Below are 24341 nucleotides of genomic sequence, written 5' to 3'. Positions count from 1 at the left end.
TTTTTGCGACAAAAGGCAGAGGCTTTGTCTCCAAACAGAGACATATAAGATTATGATAAACATAAAGAAAAACAATGATGAGTTATAACGTCGTTTTGTAGCGACAGATCACTTAGACAGTATTGGTCGCGCGATGGCTGGTGCGTTGTATCGCATCATCTATTAGGATGAAAATAAATTTATTATTTATCAGTCAATTAAACGCTTACTTGCGGGTAATTAGATGAAATTGCTCTCGGTTAGATGGAGTTGGCACGCTAAGTGCAATATCTACCCTGTAGATGCTCATCTCACTTATTATGATAGCGTGGTGTTTATAGCCAAATTAGCTTCATAAACCCAGAGATGATGCAGAGCCGATTTTAGGGTGCCTATTGTCCATGTAAACGATGTCGAATATCTTCATCACATACCGGGCATAACGTTGAGTGAGGCGCCGACATTGTTGTCTGTAGACCTGAAAATTTTAGACGCTTGCCTTTCCGGCAAGCGTTTTTTTTTGCATACCCTTCGTACTTGAAGCTGCAGGGTTGTTAGCTGCGCACACTTACCCGAATCACTTACCTGAGTAAGCTCATCGGGATGCGTTTGCTGGCTGCCTACCTGCAACTCCAATTACTTTGGGTATTCTTTGCTACTTGAAGCCGCGGGGTTGTTAGCTGCGCTAGTTACTCGGCCCATCCGTGGGCCTCGCTTCGTTGAGGCCGCTGCAAGCAGCGTTCAAATCTACTCCCGACAGATTTGTCCCCCGAATCAGGAGCAGAAAAAAGGCCCCGTAGGAGCCTTTAGATTGCTGTTTTGCTAATGGTCAGAGCGATTCACCATTCTGCCGCAAGGTCAACAGTAACCCCTCACGACGCGCCTGCGCTGCATCTTCAGGGCGATGCAGTTTATCCAGGGCATCAGCTAGCCATGCATAGTCATAACCGTCTGGACGCTGCTCAAGCGCTGCTTTAAAGGCTTCGTGGGCCTTCTCCCATTCACCGTGTTTTAGCATGAGTTGGCCCAAGGTGCTATTAAGTAGCGGGGTCGCGCCATGCTGCTTGATGTGCTGGCGCAATGCTTTCTCCAGCGGCTCTGGGTTACCTGATTTTAAGCGTGGGATCAGGAGTACTAAGCGCTCATCATACTGACGCTTCAGGCCATCCAGAATGATTTGCTGGGCGACATCATGATCGTCACACTCAATTAGATGTTCTGCCAGTGCGACTTGCAGCGGGATCTCATTGCGGACTTTACGGCTTTGATCTTTCCACCAGCGTTTCAGACCATCACTGCCTTCTTCCGCCATACATTGATTCATCATGCCAATATAAGCTTGCTGCTCCAATGCGGCGATTTCTTCTGGCGTATGGACCTGCACTTTGCTTATCGCGGGTAAAATTTCCAGCAATGAACTGTAAGCACCGGTACGCAGGAAAGCCTGTTCAGCCAGACGCAGCACTTCTGGGTGACGTGGAGCTTGATCCAATAAACGATCCACCCCATGGCGGGCCGCATGAACGTGGCCTTGCGCCAGTTGAATGCGCACTCGGGTGATATCTACCGGCAACTGATCTGTATCAGCAACTTCTGCTGCTCGTTCCAGATATTGATTGGTACGGAATTCATCGCCACGCTGTTGGGCAGCTTCCGCAGCCAGCAGGTAGTTCACCATCGGTTGTTCAGCATGATCGGCATTACGGGTGAGCAACTTTTCAACCTGCTTGAAATCCCCTTCGGCTAGTTTGATCAATGCAGCTTTGGTTTGCTTACGAGCGCGGGTGCGTTTGCGGCCCATAAACCAACCACGGGTACGGGCACCGGTGCGGAAAATACGGCGCAGTATCCATTCAATGATAAGGAACGCGACCAATACCAGCACCAATATAATCACCAGACCGGTCACGCTGGTCTCAACGTTATAGTTGTCAGTTTGAATCAATACATAGCCTTGGTGCCCAGCCAACATGGGGCCGAGGACGATGCCAGCGGTCAGGATAAGGAATAACAGTAAAACTCGCAGCATACTTATTCCCCCTGAGCGGCAACTGGCGGTTGTGCCAGTAAGTTACGAACCCGGGTTTGCATCAATTTTTCCAGCATTGGCTGGCTCTTCAATTGATCAGGTACGTCCATTGAGATTGACTGTTGACTCAGGCTCTCTAGCTCATCCAGAAAAGCTTTGGTGCTCGGGTCATTCACATCGAAATAAGCGCGAACCCAAGTGGAGATAGTCTCCAGTGACTGTTTGTACACTTCGTCTTGATGGCGAGGGACTGCCTGAGCCGCGACCAGCAAGCGGGAGCGAATATTCTCACGTAAATAAACATCCTGATTCGGTGCCAGCAGTGGCTCTGCGCTACTATCACGGCGGCGGATAGTAATAAAATCAGACATAAAGCTGTGCCAGCTTTTGGTCAGATTCTGACGCCATTCGGCTAATGAACTGGACAGCTCATCGCTATCGGCATCCATCGGCGAATCATCGGTATTATTATCAGCCAAACGTAGATTATCCACCTGATTCGACAGCTGATTCAGTTTGAGGATAATGCCGTCAAAATCCACCTGGCTTACCGCCGAAAGGGTACTGATGTCCTCGGTGAGTGCGCGGCGTACGTCGATAAGACTTGGGTCATTCATGTCAGCCAGACTGGCATCGGCACTTTTCAGTAAAGTCGCTGCGGTGGCGACATCCTGATCACTCCACAGTTTGCGCCCCGCCATTTTCACCAGAAAATCCGCCTGGGCCAGTAGCCATGTTTTGGCATCGCTACCCGAAATAGTAGCGACTTTTTCCTGTAATTCATTAAGTTGGCGGATCAGCGAGGTTTGCTGACGATCTGCTGCTTCCAGCGCTTTGCCTTGCTGTTGTAGTAATGACTCAAGCTGCTGTTTTTCCTGCAATTGGCTCTGTTTTAGTTCAGCCAACTGTTCTTGTAGCGCGATATTCGCCACATCTTGTAACTGAGCCTGCTGCTGTCCGTGATAATAAAGCCCGGCACCCAGCGCGATAGCCAATGCAATAGCAATGGCACCCAGAATTGGGCCGGTTCGTTTCTCCCGGCGGCCTTCAGGTTCTGGCTGTTGGTGCCTCTCAACCGCAGTGGTTGTCTCTTCCACTGGTGCGGATGGGGTATTTTGTTCCGTCATATTGGGCATCCCATAGTCAGGTTTCAGGTTTATTGAAAGTCTTGTAGCGCGCGGATCAGCGCGTCATTATCCGCATTTTCTGCCACCCGGGTATCACGCCAGCCCATTTGGGCGGCCAGGGCAGCCAAACGCTCACTCACTACAACCAGGCGGCAGCGTAGCAGCCACGAAGAACGATAGTAATCAGGAACTAAAGTATAGATCTGTTGTAACATTTCGCCGCTAGTCACTACCAGAATATTGACCCCCGCACGTTGCCAATGCGCACTTTGCTCACTGCCATCATAAAAGATGGGGCTGCGTTGATAACATTCACAGTAGGTAATTGCCGCTCCTCGCTGTGCCAGGCTTTCGCCTAGCAGTTCCCGCCCGCCGTTACCGCGCAGTAACAGCACCTTTTTACCGGACAGTGTTTGCAGGTCTGGTAATGATAACAGCATCTCGCTGGTCTCCCCCATCGGGGGGAAGGTGACATGCAAACGGCTGGCAGTATGCAATGCCAATGCGGTGGTACGGCCAATAGCATAATAAGATAACTGTGCTGGCCATAACAGGTTATTTCTTTTTAACAGTGGGTTAGCGTAGCGGATAGCATTCTGTGATAACGCAAATACCAGATCGCCAGCTTGCATATCTTGGAGCAATGCCGGTAGTTTAGGCAGGTCTATCCCCGGAGAGAAATCAATCAATGGCGCATGATAGGCAACCCGGCCCAGCGCACGCAGGCGACTGACTAACTGCTCTCCAGCAGGAGATGGACGGGTTACCAAAATGGTCATAGTGGGGGGTTATCCTGATAAACATTGGCCAATATTGCGCGCGCACCACGTGATAGTAACTCATCGGCCAGCTCAATCCCCATTTGCTCTGCATTCTCAGCAGGGCCACGGCGCTCACCGCGAATGATCTCACTACCATCCGGCGCACCGACTAATCCACGGAGCCACAGCGTGTTGCCTTCTAACTCAGCATAGCTGCCGATCGGCACCTGACAGCCTCCTTCGAGACGGGTGTTCATGGCTCGCTCGGCACACACTCGCAGCTCGGTTGCACGATGATTGAGTGGTGCCAGCAGTTGGCGGGTAAAATCGTCATCCAGGCGGCATTCAATGCCAACTGCACCCTGACCGACAGCCGGTAACGACTCCTCGGCGGGCATGGCGTAGCGAATCCGCGATGCCAATCCCAGGCGATTGAGGCCCGCAACCGCCAGTATAATCGCGTGGTAATCGCCGTTATCAAGCTTGGCAAGGCGAGTGCCTACATTACCCCGCAGGTCGCGGATAATCAGGTCCGGGCGACGCTCGCGCAATTGGCACTGGCGACGCAAGCTGGAGGTGCCGACGATGCTGCCCGCAGGTAAATCATCGAGATGAGCAAAATGTGGCGATACAAAAGCATCACGCGGATCATCGCGTTCACAAATGGTGACCAGACCCAAGCTCTCAGGGAAGGCGATAGGCACATCTTTCATGGAGTGGACTGCGATATCCGCACGGTCTTCCAGTAGGGCCAGCTCTAACTCTTTGACGAACAAGCCTTTACCACCGACTTTTGCCAGTGGGGTATCCAGAATGATGTCCCCACGGGTAACCATTGGGACCAACTCAACCTGCAAGCCGGGGTGATTGGCTTGCAGTAAATGTTGAACATAATGTGCTTGCCATAAGGCGAGCGGGCTTTGTCGCGTGGCAATTCGAATAATTTTGTCTAACATTGCTTGTTACCGTTTTATATTTTGCGGCCCATCCTATCATTGACCAGTGAATGCTGTCAGTGCGATAGCCACATAAAGACGACGGATAAGAGCACAAGAAAGCAGCTATTGTAACAAATACATGGCGGGATAACTTCTTCCTTAATACCACGGCGTCGTTATCAGCCAAGCTACCTGTGAATGTCAGCTAAGAAAGGGATAGATAGACATTACAATTGTAGGGATAGCTTTACGGTCAATCGGCAAGGTGTTAGATTGATCACGTTTCCAGCAATAATTCGTTAATTGTTATTCAAACAAAATGTCTTCAAACAAAATGTTTTTTGGTCAGTACAACAAAAAGTACATTTTTCGCTGAAAGTCAAAAAAAGTAATAAACGAATCTGGGACGCGGGTTTTTTTCTAAGCACCGGAACAATTCTAAGCACCGGAATAACCAGGCGAGACGTCTTGTACCTCTACATCGAGACACTGAAACAGCGACTGGATGCGATCAACCAATTACGAGTCGATCGCGCCTTGGCGGCTATGGGGCCAGCCTTCCAAAAGGTCTACAGTCTGCTACCGACCCTACTACATCATCATCATCCACTGATGCCGGGTTACCTTGATGGTAACGTTCCCCATGGCGTCTGCCTTTTTACGTCCAATGAAACGCAACAGGATTATCTGTCTGAGGTTGAAGCCAAGTGGGGCGAACCTTTGCAACAGAGTGTCGGCGGCGAACTGCCGATTACCGGCGTCTATTCTATGGGTAGCACTTCCTCTATTGGGCAATGCCATACTTCAGATCTTGATGTTTGGGTGTGCCATCAGGCCTGGCTCGATTCTGAAGAGCGTAACCGCTTGCAACAAAAATGCAGTTTGCTGGAAAAATGGGCTGCATCAATGGGTGTTGAAGTCAGCTTCTTCCTGATAGATGAAAACCGTTTCCGCCATAATGCCAGTGGCAGCTTGGGGGGCGAAGATTGTGGTTCAACCCAACACATATTATTGCTGGATGAGTTTTACCGCAGCGCGGTTCGTCTGGCAGGGAAACGTATTCTGTGGAATATGGTTCCGGTTGAAGAAGAAAATAATTATGACGATTACGTACTGTCGCTCTATGCGCAGGGCGTATTAACACCGAATGAGTGGCTGGATTTGGGCGGTTTGAGCACCCTGTCAGCCGAAGAGTATTTCGGTGCCAGTTTGTGGCAATTGTATAAAAGTATCGATTCGCCCTATAAGGCGGTGCTGAAAACCTTATTGCTGGAAGCGTATTCGTGGGAATACCCCAATTCTCAATTGCTGGCGATGGAGATCAAACAGCGCCTGCATGCCGGTGAAATTGTGGCCTTCGGTCTTGATGCTTATTGCATGATGCTTGATCGCGTCACTCGCTATCTGACCCAAATCAATGACACCACCCGTCTGAATTTGGTGCGGCGTTGTTTCTATCTGAAAGTGTGCGAAAAACTGTCCCGTAGCCCGGCGAGTGTCGGCTGGCGGCGTGAAATCCTCAGCCAACTGGTCAGTGAATGGGGTTGGAGTGACGAGAGTTTGGCGGTGCTGGATAACCGTGCTAACTGGAAGATTGAGCGGGTACGTGAAGCGCATAACGAGCTGTTGGATGCGATGATGCAGAGTTATCGCAATTTGATCCGTTTCGCGCGGCGCAACAATCTGAGTGTCAGTGCCAGTCCGCAGGATATCGGCGTTTTGACCCGTAAACTGTACGCGGCATTTGAAGCTTTACCTGGCAAAGTGACGCTGGTTAACCCGCAAATTTCACCGGATTTATCGGAAGAACATCTGACTTTCATTCATGTTCCGGCAGGTCGTGCTAACCGCGCGGGTTGGTACTTATATAATCAAGCGCCCTCTATGGATGCGATTGTGAGTCACCAGCCGCTGGAATATAACCGTTACCTGAACAAACTGGTGTCCTGGGCCTATTTCAACGGCCTGTTGACCAGCAAGACACGGCTACATATTAAAAGCGCCAATCTGTGCGATACGGTGAAATTGCAAGAATTGGTGACGGATATCTCTCACCACTTCCCGTTGCGCTTGCCTGCACCGACACCTAAAGCACTCTATAGCCCGTGTGAGATTCGCCATTTGGCGATTATCGTCAATTTAGAGCATGACCCGACAGCGGCTTTCCGCAATCAGGTGGTGCATTTTGATTTCCGTAAACTGGATGTATTCAGTTTTGGCGAGCAGCAGCAGTGTCTGGTGGGCAGTATCGATTTGCTGTATCGCAACTCCTGGAATGAAGTTCGAACCTTGCATTTCAGTGGTGAGCAGGCAGTGTTGGAAGCATTGAAAACCATTTTAGGCAAAATGCATCAGGATGCGGCTCCGCCGGAGTCAGTGGATGTGTTCTGTTACAGCCAGCATTTGCGTGGTTTGATTCGTACCCGCATTCAGCAGTTGGTTTCCGAGTGTATTGAGTTGCGCTTATCCAGTACCCGTCAGGAACCGGGCCGTTTTAAAGCGGTACGAGTTTCCGGCCAGACCTGGGGTTTGTTCTTTGAACGCCTGAGTGTTTCCGTTCAAAAATTGGAAAATGCGGTCGAATTTTACGGTGCGATTTCTAATAACAAACTGCATGGGTTATCGATTCAGGTAGAAACCGATCAAATTCATCTGCCGCCAGTGGTGGACGGTTTTGCCAGCGAAGGGATCATTCAGTTCTTCTTCGAAGGCACCGCAGATGAAAAAGGCTTTAACATTTATATTTTGGATGAATCAAACCGCGTTGAGGTTTATCACCACTGTGAGGGCAGTAAAGAGGAGTTGGTGCGAGATGTCAGCCGTTTTTATTCATCGTCTCACGATCGTTTTACCTACGGCTCCAGCTTTATTAACTTCAACCTGCCGCAGTTCTACCAAATTGTGCAATTAGATGGCCGTACCCAAGTGATCCCTTTTCGCAGCAACACGTTATCCCATCTATATATCGTCGACAAAGAGCCAAGCCAGCCTGCGCAGCAGTTGCAGTTACATTAATTTCCCCTGTGTCCCTGAAGCCGCAGGGGTGTTAGCTGCGCTAGTTACTCGGCCCATCCGTGGCCCTCGCCTCGTTGAGGCCGCTGCAAGCAGCGTTCAAATCTGCTCCCGACAGATTTGTCCCCCGAAGCACTGACTTGAGTCAGCTCATCGGGATGCGTTTGCTGGCTGCCTACCTGCAACTCCAATGACTTTGGGGAATGACCTGTGTCCTTGAAGCCGCATGCGCCTAGATAAAACTCACCTCTTCACCTGCCTGCGCACTAGCCGCTTGCGATAATTTGGCGAAGAATTCTTCGCCGCTGCGTGAGCAATACCAGTGGCCTTCACGATAATTGAAATGGTAACCACCCGCTTTAGTCGCCAACCATACCTGATGCAGTGGCTCTTGGCGGTTGATAACAATCTTACTGCCATTTTCGAATGTCAGGGTCATCACTCCGCCATTAGTTTCATAATCGACATCACTATCGCCGCTAAAACCATCCAGTGTCTCTTCAATGTAAAGCATCAATTGATCGGCTAACTGATGAAACTCGCTATCGTTCATATTCAATTCCTATTGCTTTTCATGATCCACCTGCGATTATAGAGAGCATGGACGCATGAATCACAAGTATTAATGCGATTATACCCTTCATACTTGAAGCCGCAGGGGTTAGCAGTGTGCACTCACCCGAATCAATTACCGATGTAAGTGCATTGGGATTCGTTTGCGGCCAACCTGCAACGCCAGATTCTTTGGGTATAATAGGTGCTAAAACAATTTACAGGCGTTAAAAATGAAAAAAGAATTATGTTGGCCGCTGGCGGCGATGATGGTATTCGCACTGGCGGGTTGTGGCTTGAAAGGCCCGTTATATTTTCCACCCGCTGACAAACCAAAAGTAGAAACCGCGCAACCGGATAGTGGTCAGGTAGAGCGAAACCAGCAGGACCTGTCAGGTACCAACCAGACAAAATCTATTGCCGGGCCGCAGTAATTATTTTTATCGCAGCCAGATTGAGTCAGTATTTAATTTGCCCGTGCCAAATTTAGCCGGTAAATGAAAGTCAGCGGAGTATGAAATGCAGTTCTCCAAAATGCACGGTCTTGGCAACGACTTTATGGTTGTCGATGCAGTTACCCAAAATGTTTACTTTTCGCCGGAGTTAATTCGTCGATTAGCAGACCGGCACACTGGCGTGGGCTTTGATCAGATGCTGGTGGTTGAACCGCCTTATGATCCTGAGCTGGATTTTCACTACCGTATTTTTAATGCCGATGGCAGCGAAGTTTCTCAGTGTGGCAATGGTGCACGTTGTTTTGCTCGGTTTGTTCGGTTGAAAGGGTTGACCAATAAACGTGATATCAGTGTGAGTACCCAAACTGGCCGCATGATATTGAGTGTTACTGAAGACGAGCTGGTTTGTGTCAATATGGGCGAGCCCAATTTTGACCCGCAAACGGTGCCTTTCAGAGCAACTAAAGCAGAGAAAACCTACATTTTACGCGCGGCGGAACATACGGTGTTGTGCGGCGTGGTATCAATGGGCAATCCTCACTGTGTGATGCAGGTTGATGATGTTTCGGTTGCTAATGTTGCCTTGCTGGGTCCAGTATTGGAAAGCCATGAACGCTTCCCCGAACGGGCTAATATTGGTTTTATGCAGGTGGTTAGCCGCGAGCATATTCGCTTACGGGTGTATGAGCGTGGTGCTGGCGAAACGCAAGCCTGTGGTAGCGGTGCTTGTGCAGCAGTGGCGGTGGGGATCCAGCAAGAGTTGTTGGCTGAAGAGGTTCATGTTGAACTGCCAGGCGGCAGTTTGCATATCAGTTGGAAAGGGCCGGGCCACCCACTGTATATGACCGGGCCGGCAACACATGTATATGATGGCTTCATTCATTTATAATATCCTGCGTACTTGAAACTGCAGGGTTGTTCGCTGCGCGCACTCACCCGAATCACTTACTTAAGTAAGTTCATCGGGATTCGCTTGCTGGCTGCCTACCTGCAATTCCAATTACGTTGGCTATAGGAACGGGTGTTAAATGAAAAGTTATGAGGAGCAGGCGTTAGCTGGCATCGAGTTGGACGACGATGCTGTCATGCAGTACTTATTGCAAAACCCTGACTTTTTTATCCGCAATGCCCGTCTGGTCGAACAGATGCATATTCCTCATCCTGTTCGCGGCAGTGTCTCGCTGGTGGAGTGGCAGCTAGGGCGACAACGTAATCAGATTGGTCAGTTGGAAGAAGAGATCACCTTGCTAATGGAGCAGGCGGGCTTGAATGAAGTGTTGTTTAATCGCTTGCTGCAACTACAAAGCAATTTGGCTGCGGCCAGCAGCTTGCAAGATATGCTTAATCGCTTGCAGCGCTGGGCACGCGACTTCGGCTTGGCAGGTGCTAATGTGCGCTTATTCAGTGACCGCTGGCATATTGGTGCGCCGTCTGATTTCACCCATTTGGCACTTGCCCGTCACGCCTTCGAGCCACTACGCATTCAGCGTTTGGGGAGCGATAACCATTATCTGGGCGGTTTGAACGGGCCGGAACTGCTGTTGTTATTGCCTCAGGCCAAGCAGGTAGGGTCGGTCGCACTCTCGTTACTGGGCAAAGATGGCGATCTAGGTGTCATTATCTTCAGCAGCCGTGATACGCAACATTATCAGCAGGGCATGGGTACCGTGATGCTGAATCAGTTATCAACGTTATTGCCGAGCCTGCTGGAGCGTTGGATAGAGCCGGTATGACCGAATTCAGTGCCTCACTTGCCCCGCAGGTAGAGGCTTTCTTGCGTTATCTCAAAGTTGAGCGTCAGCTCAGTCCATTGACTATTACCAGTTATCGACGCCAGCTACAGGCACTGATGGAAATGGGCGAGCAAATGGGCCTGGTGCACTGGCAGCAGCTTGACGCGGCTCAGGTGCGGTCACTGGTTTCTCGCAGTAAACGTGCCGGTTTACATTCCTCAAGCCTTGCGCTGCGCCTCTCAGCTTTGCGCAGCTTTCTTGATTGGCTGGTGAGTCAGGGCGTATTGCAGGCCAACCCCGCAAAAGGGGTGAGTACCCCGCGTTCAGGCCGCCATCTGCCAAAAAATATTGATGTCGATGAGGTCGATAAACTGTTGGATATCGACCTCAATGATCCCTTGGCAGTCCGTGATCGGGCGATGCTGGAAGTGATGTATGGCGCGGGTTTGCGTCTATCCGAACTGGTTGGCATGAACTGCAAACACGTAGATTTAGCCAGCGGTGAAGTCTGGGTGATGGGGAAAGGCAGTAAAGAGCGTAAAGTGCCGATTGGCAGGACCGCAGTGACCTGGTTAGAGCATTGGCTGGAACTGCGCGAGTTATTTGAACCTGGTGACGATGCTATCTTTTTAGCCAATACCGGTAAGCGAATTTCAGCGCGCAATGTGCAAAAACGCTTTGCCGAATGGGGTGTAAAGCAAGGTGTCAGCAGCCATATTCACCCACACAAATTGCGCCACTCTTTCGCCACTCACATGTTGGAATCCAGTGGTGATTTGCGTGCGGTGCAGGAGCTACTGGGCCACGCCAATCTGACGACCACACAAATTTATACTCATCTCGACTTTCAACATCTGGCGACAGTGTATGATGCTGCTCATCCACGCGCCAAACGAGGCAAATCCTGATGCATTTTTATCGCCCACTCGAGAGTATTTCCGCCATTAGCTTCGATTTGGATGACACCCTGTATGATAATCGGCCAGTGATTACCCGCACTGAACAAGAGTCGGTGGCATTCTTACAGCAGTATCATCCCAATCTGGCGCAGTTACAGGCTGCTGATTTTCACCGTTTTCGCGCTGAATTGCTGGCGCAGGACCCGGGCATCTATCACGATGTTACCCAGTGGCGTTGGCATGCGATTGAACTGGGCTTGATACGTCATGGCTTAAGTAAGTCTGAGGCGCAATGTGGCGCTGATGCAGCCATGGAGAACTTTGCCCTATGGCGTAGCCGTATTTATGTGCCAGCGGCCACCCATGACACTTTGAGCGCGCTGGCGGAGCATTATCCGCTGGTGGCTATCACCAATGGTAATGCCGACCCTAAAGCCTGTGGTCTGGATCGATACTTCCAGTTTGTGCTGCGCTCCGGCCCCCATGGCCGTGCCAAGCCTTTCCGCGATATGTACCATAAAGCGGCAAACCATCTGGATATCCCACTCAAACAGATTCTGCATGTGGGTGATGATTTGACCACCGATGTCGCCGGTGCGCTACGTTGCGGTATGCAGGCTTGCTGGATTAATGACCGTCAGCAGAACCTGATGACGGCCAGTGATAGCCGCTTATTGCCACATATTGAGATTTCTCAGTTGGCTTCCCTGACAGCATTGCTATAATCCCCTGCAATAAATCTGTATAAATTCACAGTGGAATGGTGGCAAAATACCCGCATACTCGGCGATTTAGCTATTTTCCCTTACCCGATAAACGGTGCCTATGGACGTTTCTGATCTGCTCGACAGCCTGAATGAAAAACAACGCGAAGCCGTGGCTGCGCCACGCTGCAACCTGTTGGTCCTGGCCGGTGCAGGCAGTGGCAAAACCCGGGTGCTGGTTCATCGCATTGCCTGGTTGTTATCAGTAGAAAATGCGTCTCCGTACTCAATTATCGCAGTGACGTTCACCAATAAAGCGGCGGCCGAAATGCGCCACCGTATTGAACACTTGATTGGCACCAGTCAGGGCGGAATGTGGATTGGGACTTTCCATGGGTTGGCGCACCGCTTGCTGCGCGCTCACCATATGGATGCTAACTTGCCGCAGGATTTTCAGATTCTCGACAGCGACGACCAGCTACGGTTATTAAAACGTTTGGTTAAAGCACTGAATTTAGATGATAAACAATGGCCACCGCGTCAGGCGATGTGGTACATCAACGGCAAAAAAGACGAAGGATTACGGCCACAGCATATTGAGAGCTATGGCAATCCGGTTGAAGCCACCTGGCTGCGTATCTATCAGGCGTATCAGGAAGCTTGTGACCGCGCCGGTCTGGTAGATTTTGCCGAGCTGTTGCTGCGAGCACACGAATTGTGGCTAAACAAACCCCATATTCTTAATCATTATCGTGAACGCTTCACCAACATTTTGGTGGATGAGTTTCAGGATACCAACAATATCCAATACGCCTGGATCCGTCTGCTGGCAGGTGACCGTTCTAATGTGATGATTGTCGGTGACGATGACCAATCAATCTATGGCTGGCGTGGGGCGCAGGTGGAAAATATCCAGCGCTTCTTGAAAGATTTCCCCGGCGCTGAAACCATCCGGTTGGAGCAGAATTACCGTTCTACCAGCAATATTTTGACGGCAGCAAATACTCTGATTGCCAATAATGATGGCCGCATGGGGAAAAACCTGTGGACGGACGGTGCCGAAGGCGAACCGATCTCACTCTATTGCGCCTTTAACGAGCTGGATGAAGCGCGCTTTGTGGTTAACCGCATCAAAGCCTGGCAGGACAACGGTGGTGCTCTGAATGATTGTGCCATCTTGTATCGTAGCAACGCCCAATCGCGTGTTTTGGAAGAAGCACTATTGCAGACCGCGATGCCGTACCGTATTTATGGCGGTCAGCGCTTCTTCGAACGTCAAGAGATTAAAGATGCACTGGCTTATCTGCGGCTAATTTCCAACCGCAATGATGATGCGGCTTTTGAGCGAGTGGTCAATACACCTACTCGCGGTATTGGCGATCGTACCTTAGATGTGGTGCGCCAAACCGCCCGTGACCGTCAGCTAACGCTGTGGCAATCAACCCGTGCCATGTTGCAGGAAAAAGTGCTGGCAGGCCGTGCAGCCTCTGCGCTGCAACGGTTTGTTGAACTGGTCGACTCCCTGGCTCATGAAACGGCGGATATGCCGTTGCATGTCCAAAGTGACCGAGTAATTCGTGATTCCGGTTTGTGGTCGATGTACGAACAGGAAAAAGGTGAAAAAGGTCAGGCGCGCGTTGAGAACCTTGAAGAGCTGGTCAATGCGACCCGCCAATACAGTTATCAGGATGAAGATCAGGACCTGATGCCACTACAGGCATTTTTGTCTCATGCAGCGCTGGAAGCGGGAGAGGGGCAGGCCGATGCTTATCAGGATGCAGTGCAATTAATGACTCTCCATTCCGCGAAAGGCTTAGAGTTCCCACAGGTGTTCATTGTGGGTATGGAAGAGGGGATGTTCCCGAGCCAGATGTCACTGGATGAAGGTGGCCGCTTGGAAGAAGAGCGCCGACTGGCCTATGTCGGGGTCACCCGCGCGATGCAGAAACTGACACTTTGCTATGCTGAGAGCCGCCGTCTGTACGGCAAAGAAGTGAATCATCGGCCATCCCGCTTTATCGGCGAACTGCCGCAGGAATGCGTCGAAGAAGTACGGCTACGTGCAACGGTTTCTCGCCCGGTTAACCACCGCAATATGGGGACGCCGATGAATGAAAATGACAGTGGTTTCTCACTGGGTCAGCGGGTGCGTCATCCTAAATTTGGTGAAGGTACCGTGGTTAATCTGGAAGGTAGCGGCGAACACAGCCGGTTGCAAATTGCTTTCCCCGGAGAGGGGATTAAGTGGTTGGTCGCGGCTTACGCCCGATTAGAAGCCGTATAAATTTACCCTGCGGTCTTGACGCCGCAGGGGTGTTAGCGGCTCTCACTTGACTGTGTAAGCTCATCGGGATGCGTTCATTTGCTGTCTTGCTGCAACGCCAATAACTTTGGGTAATTAATGTAGCCGCGGCATTAGCGGCTCTCATCCTGAGGCGCTTGCTTGGCATCGGTTTCAGCCTGCAACAAAATCGCTTTCCCCATCCACTGCGTCACATCCTGAATACCCGCATCATCCAAATGCCAAATATCTTTCAGCACCATAAACACTTCTGAGCCATAGATTAACGAGAAAGCATAGATCACCCGTTGCAAGGCCTCCGGTGACAACTTCCCTTCCAGCGGCTCGACAGCCAGCTTCAATAACCGCTTACGGTTACCACGCACCAACTTTTCTTCACTGTTAGGATTGCTGCGGTCAGCCGCCCATTGTTGCAATGACAGATGCAGCGCGGCACGAAGTACACCTTCGTGTTGCAACATGCGTGGATAAGCAAAAGAGAGTAGTTCTGCAATGCGTTGCCGAGCATCTGGTTGGGTAGGCTGCCATGCCAATATCGGCCCAAGGCTTTCATCGACCATGGCAGAAACCAACGCACTTTGCGTCGGGAAATAACGATAAGCCGTAGCGCGCGAGAGTTGCGCCGCATTTGCTACGTCTGTTATCGACGGAAATGTCCCTTGTTCATACATCGACATCGCCGTATCGATCAGTAACCGCCGAGTTCTGGCTTTGATGGTGGTCAGTGATGGAGAGGCGCGCTCCTGTTTATCCTGATTATGCACGGTCACTCCATGGTCAATAACGAGTATCTGCGCTCACTATAACAAACCGACCGCACAAATCGCCATGAATGCATTTCACCTGCAAACTAATTTTGAGACTCTAGTCTCAAAAATCAGTAGTATCCTTTGCGAAAATGATACTCTAGTCTCAATATGATTCTATCTTAACCAACTCGCTTCGTTGTTAGGCTGTAAGTAGAAAATAAACTTCCAATAAAAAGAAGTGAGCTACACGCGCATTCATAGAAGGATGTTCAGATGCCTCGTCATATTTTTATCGCGACTACCACAGATACCAAAGGCGAAGAGCTGACATATGTCAGTGAATTGATTAAAGCAACCGGGCTAACAACGGTCACGGTGGATTTATCGACTAAAGAAGGACAACGAGCCAGTGGCGCAGATATCTCTGCCGAGACAGTAGCGGGCCATCACCCCGATGGGCGTCAGGCGGTGTTCTGTGGTGATAGGGGGCGGGCGATAAGTGCAATGGCCGTCGCTTTTGAGCGTTTTATTGCCAGCCGTGATGATGTGGCCGCGTTATTAGGTCTGGGAGGTTCCGGCGGCACCGCGCTGATTACACCGGCGATGCAAAGCTTACCGATTGGTATTCCTAAACTGATGGTATCTACCATGGCTTCTGGTGATGTTTCAGGTTACATCGGTGCCAGTGATATCGCCATGATGTATTCCGTCACCGATATTGCCGGGCTTAACCGCATTTCTCGTCGTGTACTGAGTAATGCCGCTCACCAGATTGCCGGAGCAGTCTATTTCGCCAAAGAAGAGTTACTGGTTGATGATAAACCGGCGCTGGGCTTGACCATGTTTGGTGTGACAACTCCCTGTATTCAGGCCGTCAGTGCCGCATTATCAGACGAATATGACTGTTTGGTGTTCCACGCCACAGGTAGCGGCGGCAAAGCTATGGAAAAACTGGCCGAAAGTGGCTTGCTGGCGGGGGCACTTGATCTGACCACCACCGAGGTCTGCGACCTGTTATTTGACGGGGTATTGGCCTGTGGGCCGGAACGCTTCGATGCTATTGCTCACAGCAACATCCCGTATGTCGGCTCTTGCGGTGCATTGGATATGGTCAACTTCGGCAGCCCGGCAACTATTCCGGCTAAATATGCCGATCGCTTGTTCTATAAACATAACGCCCAAGTGACACTGATGCGCACCACCGAGCAAGAGAATATTCAAATGGCACGCTGGATTGGTGAAAAGCTCAATCGTTGTCAGGGTGAAGTGCGCTTCTTAATTCCAGCCGGCGGATTCTCAGCATTGGATGCGCCGGGCCAGCCATTCTGGGATGAAAAAGCGTTGAAAGCCTTTATTGATACGCTGGAAGAGACCGTCATTCAAACTGATAAACGCCGCTTAGTGCACTATCCGTTCAACATCAATGACCCAGAATTTGCCCAGGCCGCAGTAGAAAACTTTAAAGAAATAACAAAGAGCCCATCCCATTAGGGCCATTTTATTCGTGGAGAGATATATGCCAAAATTTCAACGCCAGGCCATTTTAGCCAAATTTCGGGAAATGATTGCCCGCCGTGAGCCGATTATCGGTGGCGGTGCGGGCACAGGGCTGTCAGCTAAATGTGAAGAGGCTGGTGGAATTGATCTTATCGTTATCTATAACTCAGGCCGCTATCGTATGGCGGGGCGTGGGTCGCTGGCAGGTTTGCTGGCCTACGGGAATGCCAATGAAATCGTGGTCGATATGGCCAAAGAAGTGTTGCCGGTAGTCAAAAATACGCCAGTGCTGGCGGGAGTGAATGGTACTGACCCATTCTGTCAGTTCGATCACTTTTTGGACCAATTGAAAGCATTGGGTTTTTCTGGCGTGCAGAACTTCCCAACCGTTGGGTTAATTGACGGTAACTTCCGTGCCAATCTGGAAGAGACTGGCATGGGGTATGGCTTGGAAGTGGATATGATCCGCCTGGCTCACGAAAAAGATTTACTGACCACCCCATATGTTTTCAGTGCCGCCGATGCGGTTGCCATGACACAAGCGGGTGCTGACATTATTGTGCCACATATGGGGCTGACGACTGGCGGTAACATCGGTGCGGACACGGCACTGAAACTGGCGGACTGTGTGCCTCTGATTAATGACTGGGCTGCGGCGGCAAAAGCGGTACGTGAAGGTATCATTGTGCTGTGTCACGGTGGGCCAATTTCCTCACCAGAAGATGCCCAATACATTATGGATAACTGCCCGCAATGTGACGGTTTTTATGGTGCCAGTTCGATGGAACGTCTGCCGACTGAAATTGCACTAACGGACACCACCAAACAGTTTAAAAATATAAAGCGTTGATATTTTGCCAATACCAAAGGGAAAGCCTGTTTTGTGAATTTTGCCGGTTTTTGGCTAAATGAAGATGCAGGATACACAAAACCGAAGTCGATGTTGGCTTCGGTTTTTTTTTGCTTTTTAGCCAGTTCATGCCAGATAGCTGCCGCCAAGATGTGTTATCGCCTGTTGTGTCTGTAACAACTAAAAATAAAGCTCACCTATTAACTACTTTTAACCGGTTGACAGTCTTTTTCTTCTCGGCGTAACATGCGCGCACTATTCTTGATGAGGACATTCGCCTTGGACACACCCAGTAGATACTGGCTCAATAACCTGTTCATATGGTGCAACTTCTAAGGCTATCCTCATATTTGCTGATAGCCTTCGTGGTTGTCAGCGGCCCCGCTAAGCCGTCGCTGTGAGTCAGATCTCCTTATGGTCTGAAACATAGAGTATTTATCAATACCTCGCTGTTTCTGTGCTTCAATGCGTTATCCCTATCCATCACCGCAAGGGAGTTTTGGCACATGCTGAGCGCATTTAAATTAAGTAACAATCGCTTATCCCGTTTGGAGCTGGATGAGTCAGATGATCTGACCTCATCAATTTGGGTCGACTTAGTTGAACCGGAAGAAGGGGAGCGCGAACGCGTCCAGTCTGAGTTAGGGCAAAGCCTGGCGACCCGGCCAGAGTTGGACGACATCGAGGCTTCCGCCCGCTTCTTTGAAGATGAGGATGGCCTACATATCCACTCCTTCTTCTATTATGAAGATGCTGAAGACCATGCGGGTAACTCAACCGTGGCATTTACCATCCGTGATGGTCGCCTGTATACCCTGCGTGAGCGCGAGTTACCGGCTTTTCGTTTATATCGGATGCGGGCGCGTAACCAAACACTGGTTGATGGCAATGCCTATGAGCTGTTGCTGGATCTGTTCGAAACCAAAATTGAGCAGCTAGCCGATGAAATCGAAAACATTTATAGCGATTTGGAAGCCTTAAGTCGCGTCATTATGGAAGGGCAGCAAGGTGATGAATATGACGCCGCGTTGTCTACCTTAGCGGAACAGGAAGATATCGGCTGGAAAGTGCGCTTGTGTCTGATGGATACCCAGCGAGCACTGAATTTCTTGGTACGTAAAGCCCGCTTGCCGAGTGGTCAACTGGAGCAAGCCCGTGAGGTATTGCGCGATATTGAATCCCTATTGCCACACAATGAATCCCTGTTCCAGAAGGTTAACTTCCTGATGCAGGCAGCAATGGGCTTTATCAATATCGAGCAGAACCGGATTATCAAGATCTTCTCGGTGGTATCGGTGGTGTTCCTGCCGCCAACACTGGTGGCATCCAGCTACGGGATGAACTTTGAGTTTATGCCGGAATTGCGCTGGTCATTTGGCTATCCGGGCGCGATCAGTTTGATGATTATCGCGGGTTTAGCACCGTACTTGTATTTCAAACGCAAGAACTGGCTCTAACCTAACCTTCGCCCTTGAAGCTGCAGGGATGTTAGCTGCGTTCACGCACCCGAATCACTTGGACTGTGTAAGCTCATCGGGATGAGTTCACTGGCAGCCTACCTGCAACTTCAAGTTCTTTGGTTACCAATATCATAACTCGATGAGTAACCGGGCATTTTTGTCGGCTTGCTATCTAGGCGCGGCGCTTACGTTGGGTGTAGAGCGCATCCAATGTGAACAGCAACAGTGCCGCCCAGATAAAGGCGAAAGTCACCATTTTATCGTTGCCAATGGTTTCGCCGTAGAAGGTTACCGCCAGAATAAACATCAACGTTGGCCCGAGGTATTGGAAAAAGCCCAATGTCGATAGTTTTAAGCGAGTGGCGGCGGCGGTGAAGAACAGTAGCGGGATAGTGGTAATCACCCCGGCTGCTGCCAATAACAGGTTAAGCGACCACGCATTGGTGCTCATGTGGCTGGTTGGGCTATCGGCAATAAAGAACAGATACACCGCTGCTATCGGCAATAGCCACATAGTTTCCACCAGCATGCCGGTTTGGGCATCTATCCCGAGTTTTTTACGAATCAGACCGTATAAAGCAAAGCTTATCGCGAGTCCCAGGGCGATTATCGGTAGCGAGCCAAACTGCCATAATTGAATCAATACCCCGCCGAACGCTAATGCCACCGCAACCCACTGCATGCGACGAAAGCGCTCACCCAGAAACAACATGCCGAATAACACATTTACTAGCGGGTTAATGAAATAACCCAAACTGGCTTCCAGCATATGATTATGGTTTACCGCCCAGATAAACAACAGCCAGTTACTGGCAATCAACACAGCAGTAACTGCTAGCAATAACAGGCGTTTGCCGTTTCTACAGGCACTGCGTACCTGTGGCCAATTGCGGCTAACAGTTAGCAGAATCAACATAAAGAAAAATGACCAGATAATCCGATGAGTCAAAATTTCATCAGCCGGCACCTGCTGGATGAGCTTGAAATAAGCTGGGGCAATACCCCAAATAAAATAGGCTGCCAGAGCAAATAAAATGCCCTGACGGGTTCGTTGTTTATCCATGGTGTAGCTCGGGACAAGAAAGGAGATGCGGTGAGTGTACTTAACTTCGCGTTACGAATCATCACCGCTGACGGGCAAATCAGCCAACCAGATAAGTTGCCGTTGCGCTAGCGATATGCATTTGGCTTTCATTATGCAGCTCAACCCGGGCAACCGACACTTTATTGCCACTGCGTAAAATACTGCTGCTGGCAATAAAATGCTCGCCTCGGCCGGGGCGTAGATAGTCAACACGCAGATCGATAGTGCCCATTTTAGCCAGCTTCATTTGCAATTGTTCTTTAATGAGCGGTTCATGGCGTACCAGGCTATTCCCAACGCACACCAGTCCGGCAGCAACATCCAGCACTGCGGCAATAACGCCACCATGCAAAATTCGTTGTGCAATATTGCCAACTAACTTGTCATTATTATCGAAAGCAATCTCGGCGTAATCTTGCTCGAAACGGGTTAATCGCAGACCAAGCTCACGGTTAAATGGCATGTGATACACAAATACTTCGCCAATCATGCGGCGAGCATCCTCTAACGTTAAAGTTGTTACTGGCATTTTTCCCTATTCTCTTCTTGGTTGCCGATAAGCAATCATAGTGTAAGTTAACGAATTGTTTATTTTATGCTTCTGTTTTGTTGTTTTCCAGCCGTTAAGCCATAAATATAAACAACACTAATATCAGATAACATTTGTGTGTAGAATGAGCTGTTTTCATTACAAATAGAAATAATCCGTAAGGTGATGGGGGAATAATGGGAAGATTTTGGCGGATACTGATAGCGCTGTTACTGGTGCCAACGTTGGCACAGGCAGAAGCTGCAACGGTTGAGAAGATTCATGATGCACCTGAGGTGCGTGGTAGTATTATTGCGGCAATGTTGCAGGATCACGATAATCCGTTTCTGCTTTATCCATATGAAACAAACTATCTGTTATATACCTATACCAGTAATATCAATAAAGATGCTATCAGCTCTTATGATTGGGCTGAAAATGCCAAGAGGGATGAAGTTAAATTCCAACTGAGTTTAGGTTTCCCTATTTGGCGTGGTATTGCCGGTGATAACTCATTACTGGGTGCTTCTTATACGCAACGTTCTTGGTGGCAGGCATCCAATAGTGATGAGTCCTCGCCATTCCGCGAAACAAACTATGAACCGCAACTGTTCCTGGCATGGGCAACTGATTACGAGTTGGCGGGCTGGACTTTCCGTGAAGTAGAGTTTGGTTATAACCACCAGTCTAACGGTAAAGCGGATCCAACCTCACGTAGCTGGGATCGTGTATACACCCGTGTGATGGCACAGCGTGGCAATTTAGAAATTGACTTGAAGCCTTGGTATCGTCTGCCAGAAAGCGACGAGAAAGATGACAACCCGGATATCAATAAATACATGGGTTATTATCGTCTGAAAGTCGGTTATGCCTTGGGTGACAGTGTATTCAGCGTGGATGGCCATTATAACTGGAATACCGGTTACGGCGGCGCAGAAATGGGCTGGAGCTATCCTATCACCAAGCATGTTCGTTTCTATACCCAAGTGTTCAGTGGCTATGGTGAGTCAATGATTGACTATAACTTTAGGCAAACACGGGTGGGTGTGGGTATCATGTTAAACGATGTCCTTTAACGTCATCCGGCGTTAGAAAAGTTTCAGACACAGGCCGGTTAACCGGCCTGTGCAGATCTTATAGTTGGGGAAGAGTGTGTCGACCGCAGCAGTGATAAATAGGGAATTACTGGCAGTGCAGGTATTGCGAGATACTTTCGGCTATCAGCAATTCCGGCCCGGACAACAGGAAATTATCAACGCCACCCTATCAGGGCAAGACTGTCTGGTAGTGATGCCTACCGGTGGTGGTAAGTCCTTGTGTTATCAGATTCCGGCACTGGTGACGGATGGGTTGACGCTGGTAGTCTCTCCGTTGATCTCGCTCATGAAGGATCAGGTCGACCAACTGCTGGCCTACGGCGTTGGTGCGGGGTGCTTAAACTCGTCGCAAACGCGTGAACAACAGTTAGCCGTGATGGACGGTTGCCGTAGCGGTCAGATTAAGCTGCTGTATATTGCTCCAGAACGCTTGGTCATGGAGAGTTTCCTCGATCAATTGTATCAGTGGCGGCCAGCTTTATTGGCGGTGGATGAGGCGCACTGTATTTCTCAATGGGGTCATGATTTCCGCCCGGAATATCGTGCTCTAGGCCAGTTAAAGCAACGTTTCCCTGATTTACCGGTTATTGCGCTCACTGCCACGGCGGATGACGCGACGCGGGGGGATATTGTTCGTCTGCTTAATCTGGATCAGCCACTGATTCAAGTCAGCAGTTTTGACCGCCCCAATATCCGTTACACCTTGGTAGAGAAGTTCAAACCGCTCGATCAATTATGGCGTTTTGTGCAAGACCAACGCGGCAAAAGTGGCATTATCTATTGTAACAGCCGGGCAAAAGTGGAAGACACCACCGCCCGTTTGCAGAGCCGTGGCTTAAGTGTGGCGGCCTACCATGCCGGGCTGGATAACGAGCGTCGGGGACAGGTGCAGGAAGCATTCCAGCGCGATGATCTGCAAGTGGTGGTCGCGACCGTGGCCTTTGGTATGGGGATTAACAAACCCAACGTCCGCTTTGTGGTGCATTTTGATATCCCGCGCACTATCGAGTCTTATTATCAGGAAACCGGCCGTGCCGGGCGTGATGGCCTGCCTGCTGAAGCCATGTTGCTGTACGATCCGGCGGATATGGCGTGGTTACGTCGCTGTCTGGAAGAGAAACCAGCAGGGGCACAGCAAGATATTGAACGGCATAAATTAAATGCTATGGGCGCTTTTGCGGAGGCGCAGACTTGTCGTCGTCTGGTGCTGCTCAACTATTTTGGTGAGGGTAAACAGCAGTCGTGTGGTAACTGTGATATTTGCCTCGATCCGCCGAAGCGCTACGATGGGCTGGCTGATGCACAAAAAGCCCTCTCGTGTGTTTATCGTGTCGGACAGCGGTTTGGTCTGGGGTATATTGTCGAGGTGCTGCGCGGGGCGAATAACCAGCGTATCCGTGAAATGGGTCATGACAAGTTATCAGTGTATGGGATTGGCCGCGAACAAAGCCACGAACACTGGGTCAGTATATTGCGCCAGCTTATCCATCTCGGGTTGCTGAGCCAAAATATCGCAATGTTTTCAGCGTTACAACTGACTGAGGCCGCTCGCCCGATTCTGCGTGCTGAATTGCCGTTACAATTGGCAGTGCCGCGTATTCAGAGCCTGAAAGTGCGCAGTAGCGCTAATCAAAAATCTTATGGCGGCAATTATGATCGCAAGTTGTTCGCCAAATTGCGCAAGTTGCGTAAATCTATCGCTGACGAAGGCAATATTCCGCCTTATGTGGTGTTTAACGATGCTACCTTGCTGGAGATGGCGGAACAGATGCCGATTACTGCCAGCGAGCTGTTGAGCGTCAATGGTGTTGGGCAACGCAAACTGGAGCGTTTTGGCGCGCCGTTTATGGCGATGATCCGCGACCATGTAGACAACAACGACGACTAACCGGTCGCCTTTCGCTAACGCCCCTGCGATTTTCGGTTCGCAGGGTATATGAGAATCTATCATGTTGATGCTATTCCTTACCGTTGCGCTGGTCCATCTGGTTGCATTAATGAGCCCAGGGCCGGATTTCTTTTTTGTCTCGCAAACTGCAGCCAGCCGTTCGCGCCGTGAGGCGATGATGGGGGTGGTCGGGATCTCGCTGGGAATTGTTATCTGGGCTGGTGTGGCGCTGATGGGGTTGAACCTTATCTTGCAGAAAATGGCGTGGTTACATCAGATTATTATGGTCGGTGGTGGGCTATATCTGTGCTGGATGGGGTGGCAACTGCTGAAATCTGCCCGAGCCAAACGTCATGGTAGCGAGGGGGAGGTTCAAGTTGCATTACCCGCCCGTGGTCGGACCTTCCTGCGCGGCTTCCTGACTAATCTATCGAACCCGAAAGCCGTTATCTATTTCGGCAGTGTGTTCTCACTATTTGTTGGCGATGACGTCAGTGCGGGTGCGCGCTGGGGCTTGTTTGTGCTGATTGTTGGTGAAACCTTCGTTTGGTTCACTATTGTCGCCTGCGTATTTGCCTTGCCGGTGATGCGCCGTGGCTATCAGCGTTTATCAAAATGGATTGATGGACTGGCGGGGGTACTGTTTGCCGGTTTTGGTATCCATTTGATCTTATCGCGCTAATTAATGCCCCAACT

The 24341-nt window shown here is 50.1% G+C and carries 21 protein-coding genes; 13 read left to right on the top strand and 8 right to left on the bottom strand.

The genetic code is table 11. The features are described 5' to 3' along the window. Positions 1-808 precede the first annotated feature (808 nt). Genes hemY through hemC form a run of 4 tightly spaced genes read right to left on the bottom strand, consistent with a single transcriptional unit; the run spans position 809 to position 4852 of the window. The gene (gene hemY / locus V1955_RS21130) at positions 809-2008 is read right to left on the bottom strand and encodes a protoheme IX biogenesis protein HemY (RefSeq protein WP_372569760.1); all 1200 of its coding nucleotides are present in this window, start codon (positions 2006-2008) and stop codon (positions 809-811) included. Between the two features lie 2 nt (positions 2009-2010). Then, the gene (gene hemX / locus V1955_RS21125) at positions 2011-3135 is read right to left on the bottom strand and encodes a uroporphyrinogen-III C-methyltransferase (RefSeq protein ID WP_083161894.1); all 1125 of its coding nucleotides are present in this window, start codon (positions 3133-3135) and stop codon (positions 2011-2013) included. 29 nt (positions 3136-3164) lie between these two features. Beyond that, positions 3165-3914 carry a uroporphyrinogen-III synthase gene (gene hemD, locus V1955_RS21120; protein WP_083161896.1) on the bottom strand — a complete coding sequence of 250 codons (750 nt, stop codon included), beginning with the start codon at positions 3912-3914 and terminating at the stop codon, positions 3165-3167. Next, positions 3911-4852: a hydroxymethylbilane synthase gene (gene hemC, locus V1955_RS21115; RefSeq protein WP_442821368.1), complete on the bottom strand. Its 942-nt coding sequence runs from the start codon at positions 4850-4852 to the stop codon at positions 3911-3913. The genes hemD and hemC overlap by 4 nt, the downstream gene beginning before the upstream one ends. A gap of 450 nt (positions 4853-5302) precedes the next feature. Here hemC and V1955_RS21110 point away from each other — a divergent pair, with 450 nt between their 5' ends. Then, entirely contained in the window at positions 5303-7849 is a 2547-nt protein-coding gene (locus tag V1955_RS21110; protein ID WP_083161901.1) for a class I adenylate cyclase, read from the top strand. A 229-nt stretch (positions 7850-8078) separates the two neighbouring features. On the opposite strand, the gene cyaY is transcribed toward V1955_RS21110, so the two are convergent. Next, on the bottom strand, positions 8079-8399 hold the full coding sequence (cyaY, locus tag V1955_RS21105; protein ID WP_083161903.1) for an iron donor protein CyaY: 321 nt from the start codon (positions 8397-8399) through the stop codon (positions 8079-8081). Positions 8400-8631: 232 nt separating this feature from the next. Between cyaY and lptM the strand changes: the two genes are divergently transcribed. From lptM to uvrD, 6 genes are all read left to right on the top strand, one after another. Further along, entirely contained in the window at positions 8632-8832 is a 201-nt protein-coding gene (gene lptM / locus V1955_RS21100) for an LPS translocon maturation chaperone LptM (protein WP_083161905.1), read from the top strand. Between the two features lie 85 nt (positions 8833-8917). Further along, positions 8918-9742, top strand: a complete 825-nt coding sequence (gene dapF / locus V1955_RS21095; RefSeq protein ID WP_372569757.1) for a diaminopimelate epimerase — start codon at positions 8918-8920, stop codon at positions 9740-9742. A 139-nt stretch (positions 9743-9881) separates the two neighbouring features. Next, positions 9882-10586 (top strand): DUF484 domain-containing protein, encoded by a 705-nt coding sequence (locus V1955_RS21090; protein WP_083161909.1) that lies wholly within the window; start codon positions 9882-9884, stop codon positions 10584-10586. Next, positions 10583-11494, top strand: coding sequence for a tyrosine recombinase XerC (gene xerC / locus V1955_RS21085; protein ID WP_372569756.1), 912 nt, complete (start codon positions 10583-10585; stop codon positions 11492-11494). The genes V1955_RS21090 and xerC overlap by 4 nt, the downstream gene beginning before the upstream one ends. Further along, entirely contained in the window at positions 11494-12210 is a 717-nt protein-coding gene (gene yigB / locus V1955_RS21080) for a 5-amino-6-(5-phospho-D-ribitylamino)uracil phosphatase YigB (RefSeq protein ID WP_083161913.1), read from the top strand. The genes xerC and yigB overlap by 1 nt, the downstream gene beginning before the upstream one ends. 100 nt (positions 12211-12310) lie before the next feature. After that, a complete protein-coding gene (uvrD, locus tag V1955_RS21075; protein ID WP_050073972.1) occupies positions 12311-14473 on the top strand; it encodes a DNA helicase II in 2163 nt (720 codons plus the stop codon). A gap of 131 nt (positions 14474-14604) precedes the next feature. Here the strand turns inward: uvrD and V1955_RS21070 are convergent, their stop codons facing one another. Next, positions 14605-15255, bottom strand: coding sequence for a TetR/AcrR family transcriptional regulator (locus V1955_RS21070; RefSeq protein WP_420072787.1), 651 nt, complete (start codon positions 15253-15255; stop codon positions 14605-14607). Positions 15256-15513: 258 nt separating this feature from the next. Between V1955_RS21070 and V1955_RS21065 the strand changes: the two genes are divergently transcribed. The 3 genes from V1955_RS21065 to corA all read left to right on the top strand — a co-directional run bounded on the left by V1955_RS21065 (position 15514) and on the right by corA (position 19044). Beyond that, positions 15514-16731 carry a Tm-1-like ATP-binding domain-containing protein gene (locus tag V1955_RS21065; RefSeq protein WP_083161915.1) on the top strand — a complete coding sequence of 406 codons (1218 nt, stop codon included), beginning with the start codon at positions 15514-15516 and terminating at the stop codon, positions 16729-16731. A 25-nt stretch (positions 16732-16756) separates the two neighbouring features. Beyond that, positions 16757-17587, top strand: coding sequence for a phosphoenolpyruvate hydrolase family protein (locus V1955_RS21060; RefSeq protein WP_442821367.1), 831 nt, complete (start codon positions 16757-16759; stop codon positions 17585-17587). Between the two features lie 506 nt (positions 17588-18093). Further along, positions 18094-19044: a magnesium/cobalt transporter CorA gene (corA, locus tag V1955_RS21055; RefSeq protein ID WP_442821366.1), complete on the top strand. Its 951-nt coding sequence runs from the start codon at positions 18094-18096 to the stop codon at positions 19042-19044. Between the two features lie 175 nt (positions 19045-19219). Here the strand turns inward: corA and rarD are convergent, their stop codons facing one another. Together rarD and V1955_RS21045 are read right to left on the bottom strand one after the other, a co-directional pair. Further along, positions 19220-20110 (bottom strand): EamA family transporter RarD, encoded by an 891-nt coding sequence (rarD, locus tag V1955_RS21050; protein ID WP_083161919.1) that lies wholly within the window; start codon positions 20108-20110, stop codon positions 19220-19222. Positions 20111-20189: 79 nt separating this feature from the next. Then, positions 20190-20660: a thioesterase family protein gene (locus tag V1955_RS21045; protein ID WP_083161922.1), complete on the bottom strand. Its 471-nt coding sequence runs from the start codon at positions 20658-20660 to the stop codon at positions 20190-20192. A 197-nt stretch (positions 20661-20857) separates the two neighbouring features. Here V1955_RS21045 and pldA point away from each other — a divergent pair, with 197 nt between their 5' ends. The 3 genes from pldA to rhtC all read left to right on the top strand — a co-directional run bounded on the left by pldA (position 20858) and on the right by rhtC (position 24327). Further along, the gene (gene pldA / locus V1955_RS21040; protein ID WP_083161924.1) at positions 20858-21736 is read left to right on the top strand and encodes a phospholipase A; all 879 of its coding nucleotides are present in this window, start codon (positions 20858-20860) and stop codon (positions 21734-21736) included. A gap of 76 nt (positions 21737-21812) precedes the next feature. Beyond that, complete coding sequence (gene recQ / locus V1955_RS21035; protein ID WP_083161926.1) at positions 21813-23645, top strand: ATP-dependent DNA helicase RecQ; 1833 nt, start codon at positions 21813-21815, stop codon at positions 23643-23645. 61 nt (positions 23646-23706) lie between these two features. Then, complete coding sequence (gene rhtC / locus V1955_RS21030; protein ID WP_372560063.1) at positions 23707-24327, top strand: threonine export protein RhtC; 621 nt, start codon at positions 23707-23709, stop codon at positions 24325-24327. Positions 24328-24341 lie beyond the last annotated feature (14 nt).

Origin of the sequence: Yersinia sp. 2545 StPb PI, from assembly GCF_052217125.1 — a bacterium.
In the GTDB taxonomy this organism is placed as follows: domain Bacteria; phylum Pseudomonadota; class Gammaproteobacteria; order Enterobacterales; family Enterobacteriaceae; genus Yersinia; species Yersinia enterocolitica_E.
Note: the sequence above shows the minus strand (reverse complement) of the source record. Positions and strands in the feature narration are given on the sequence as shown.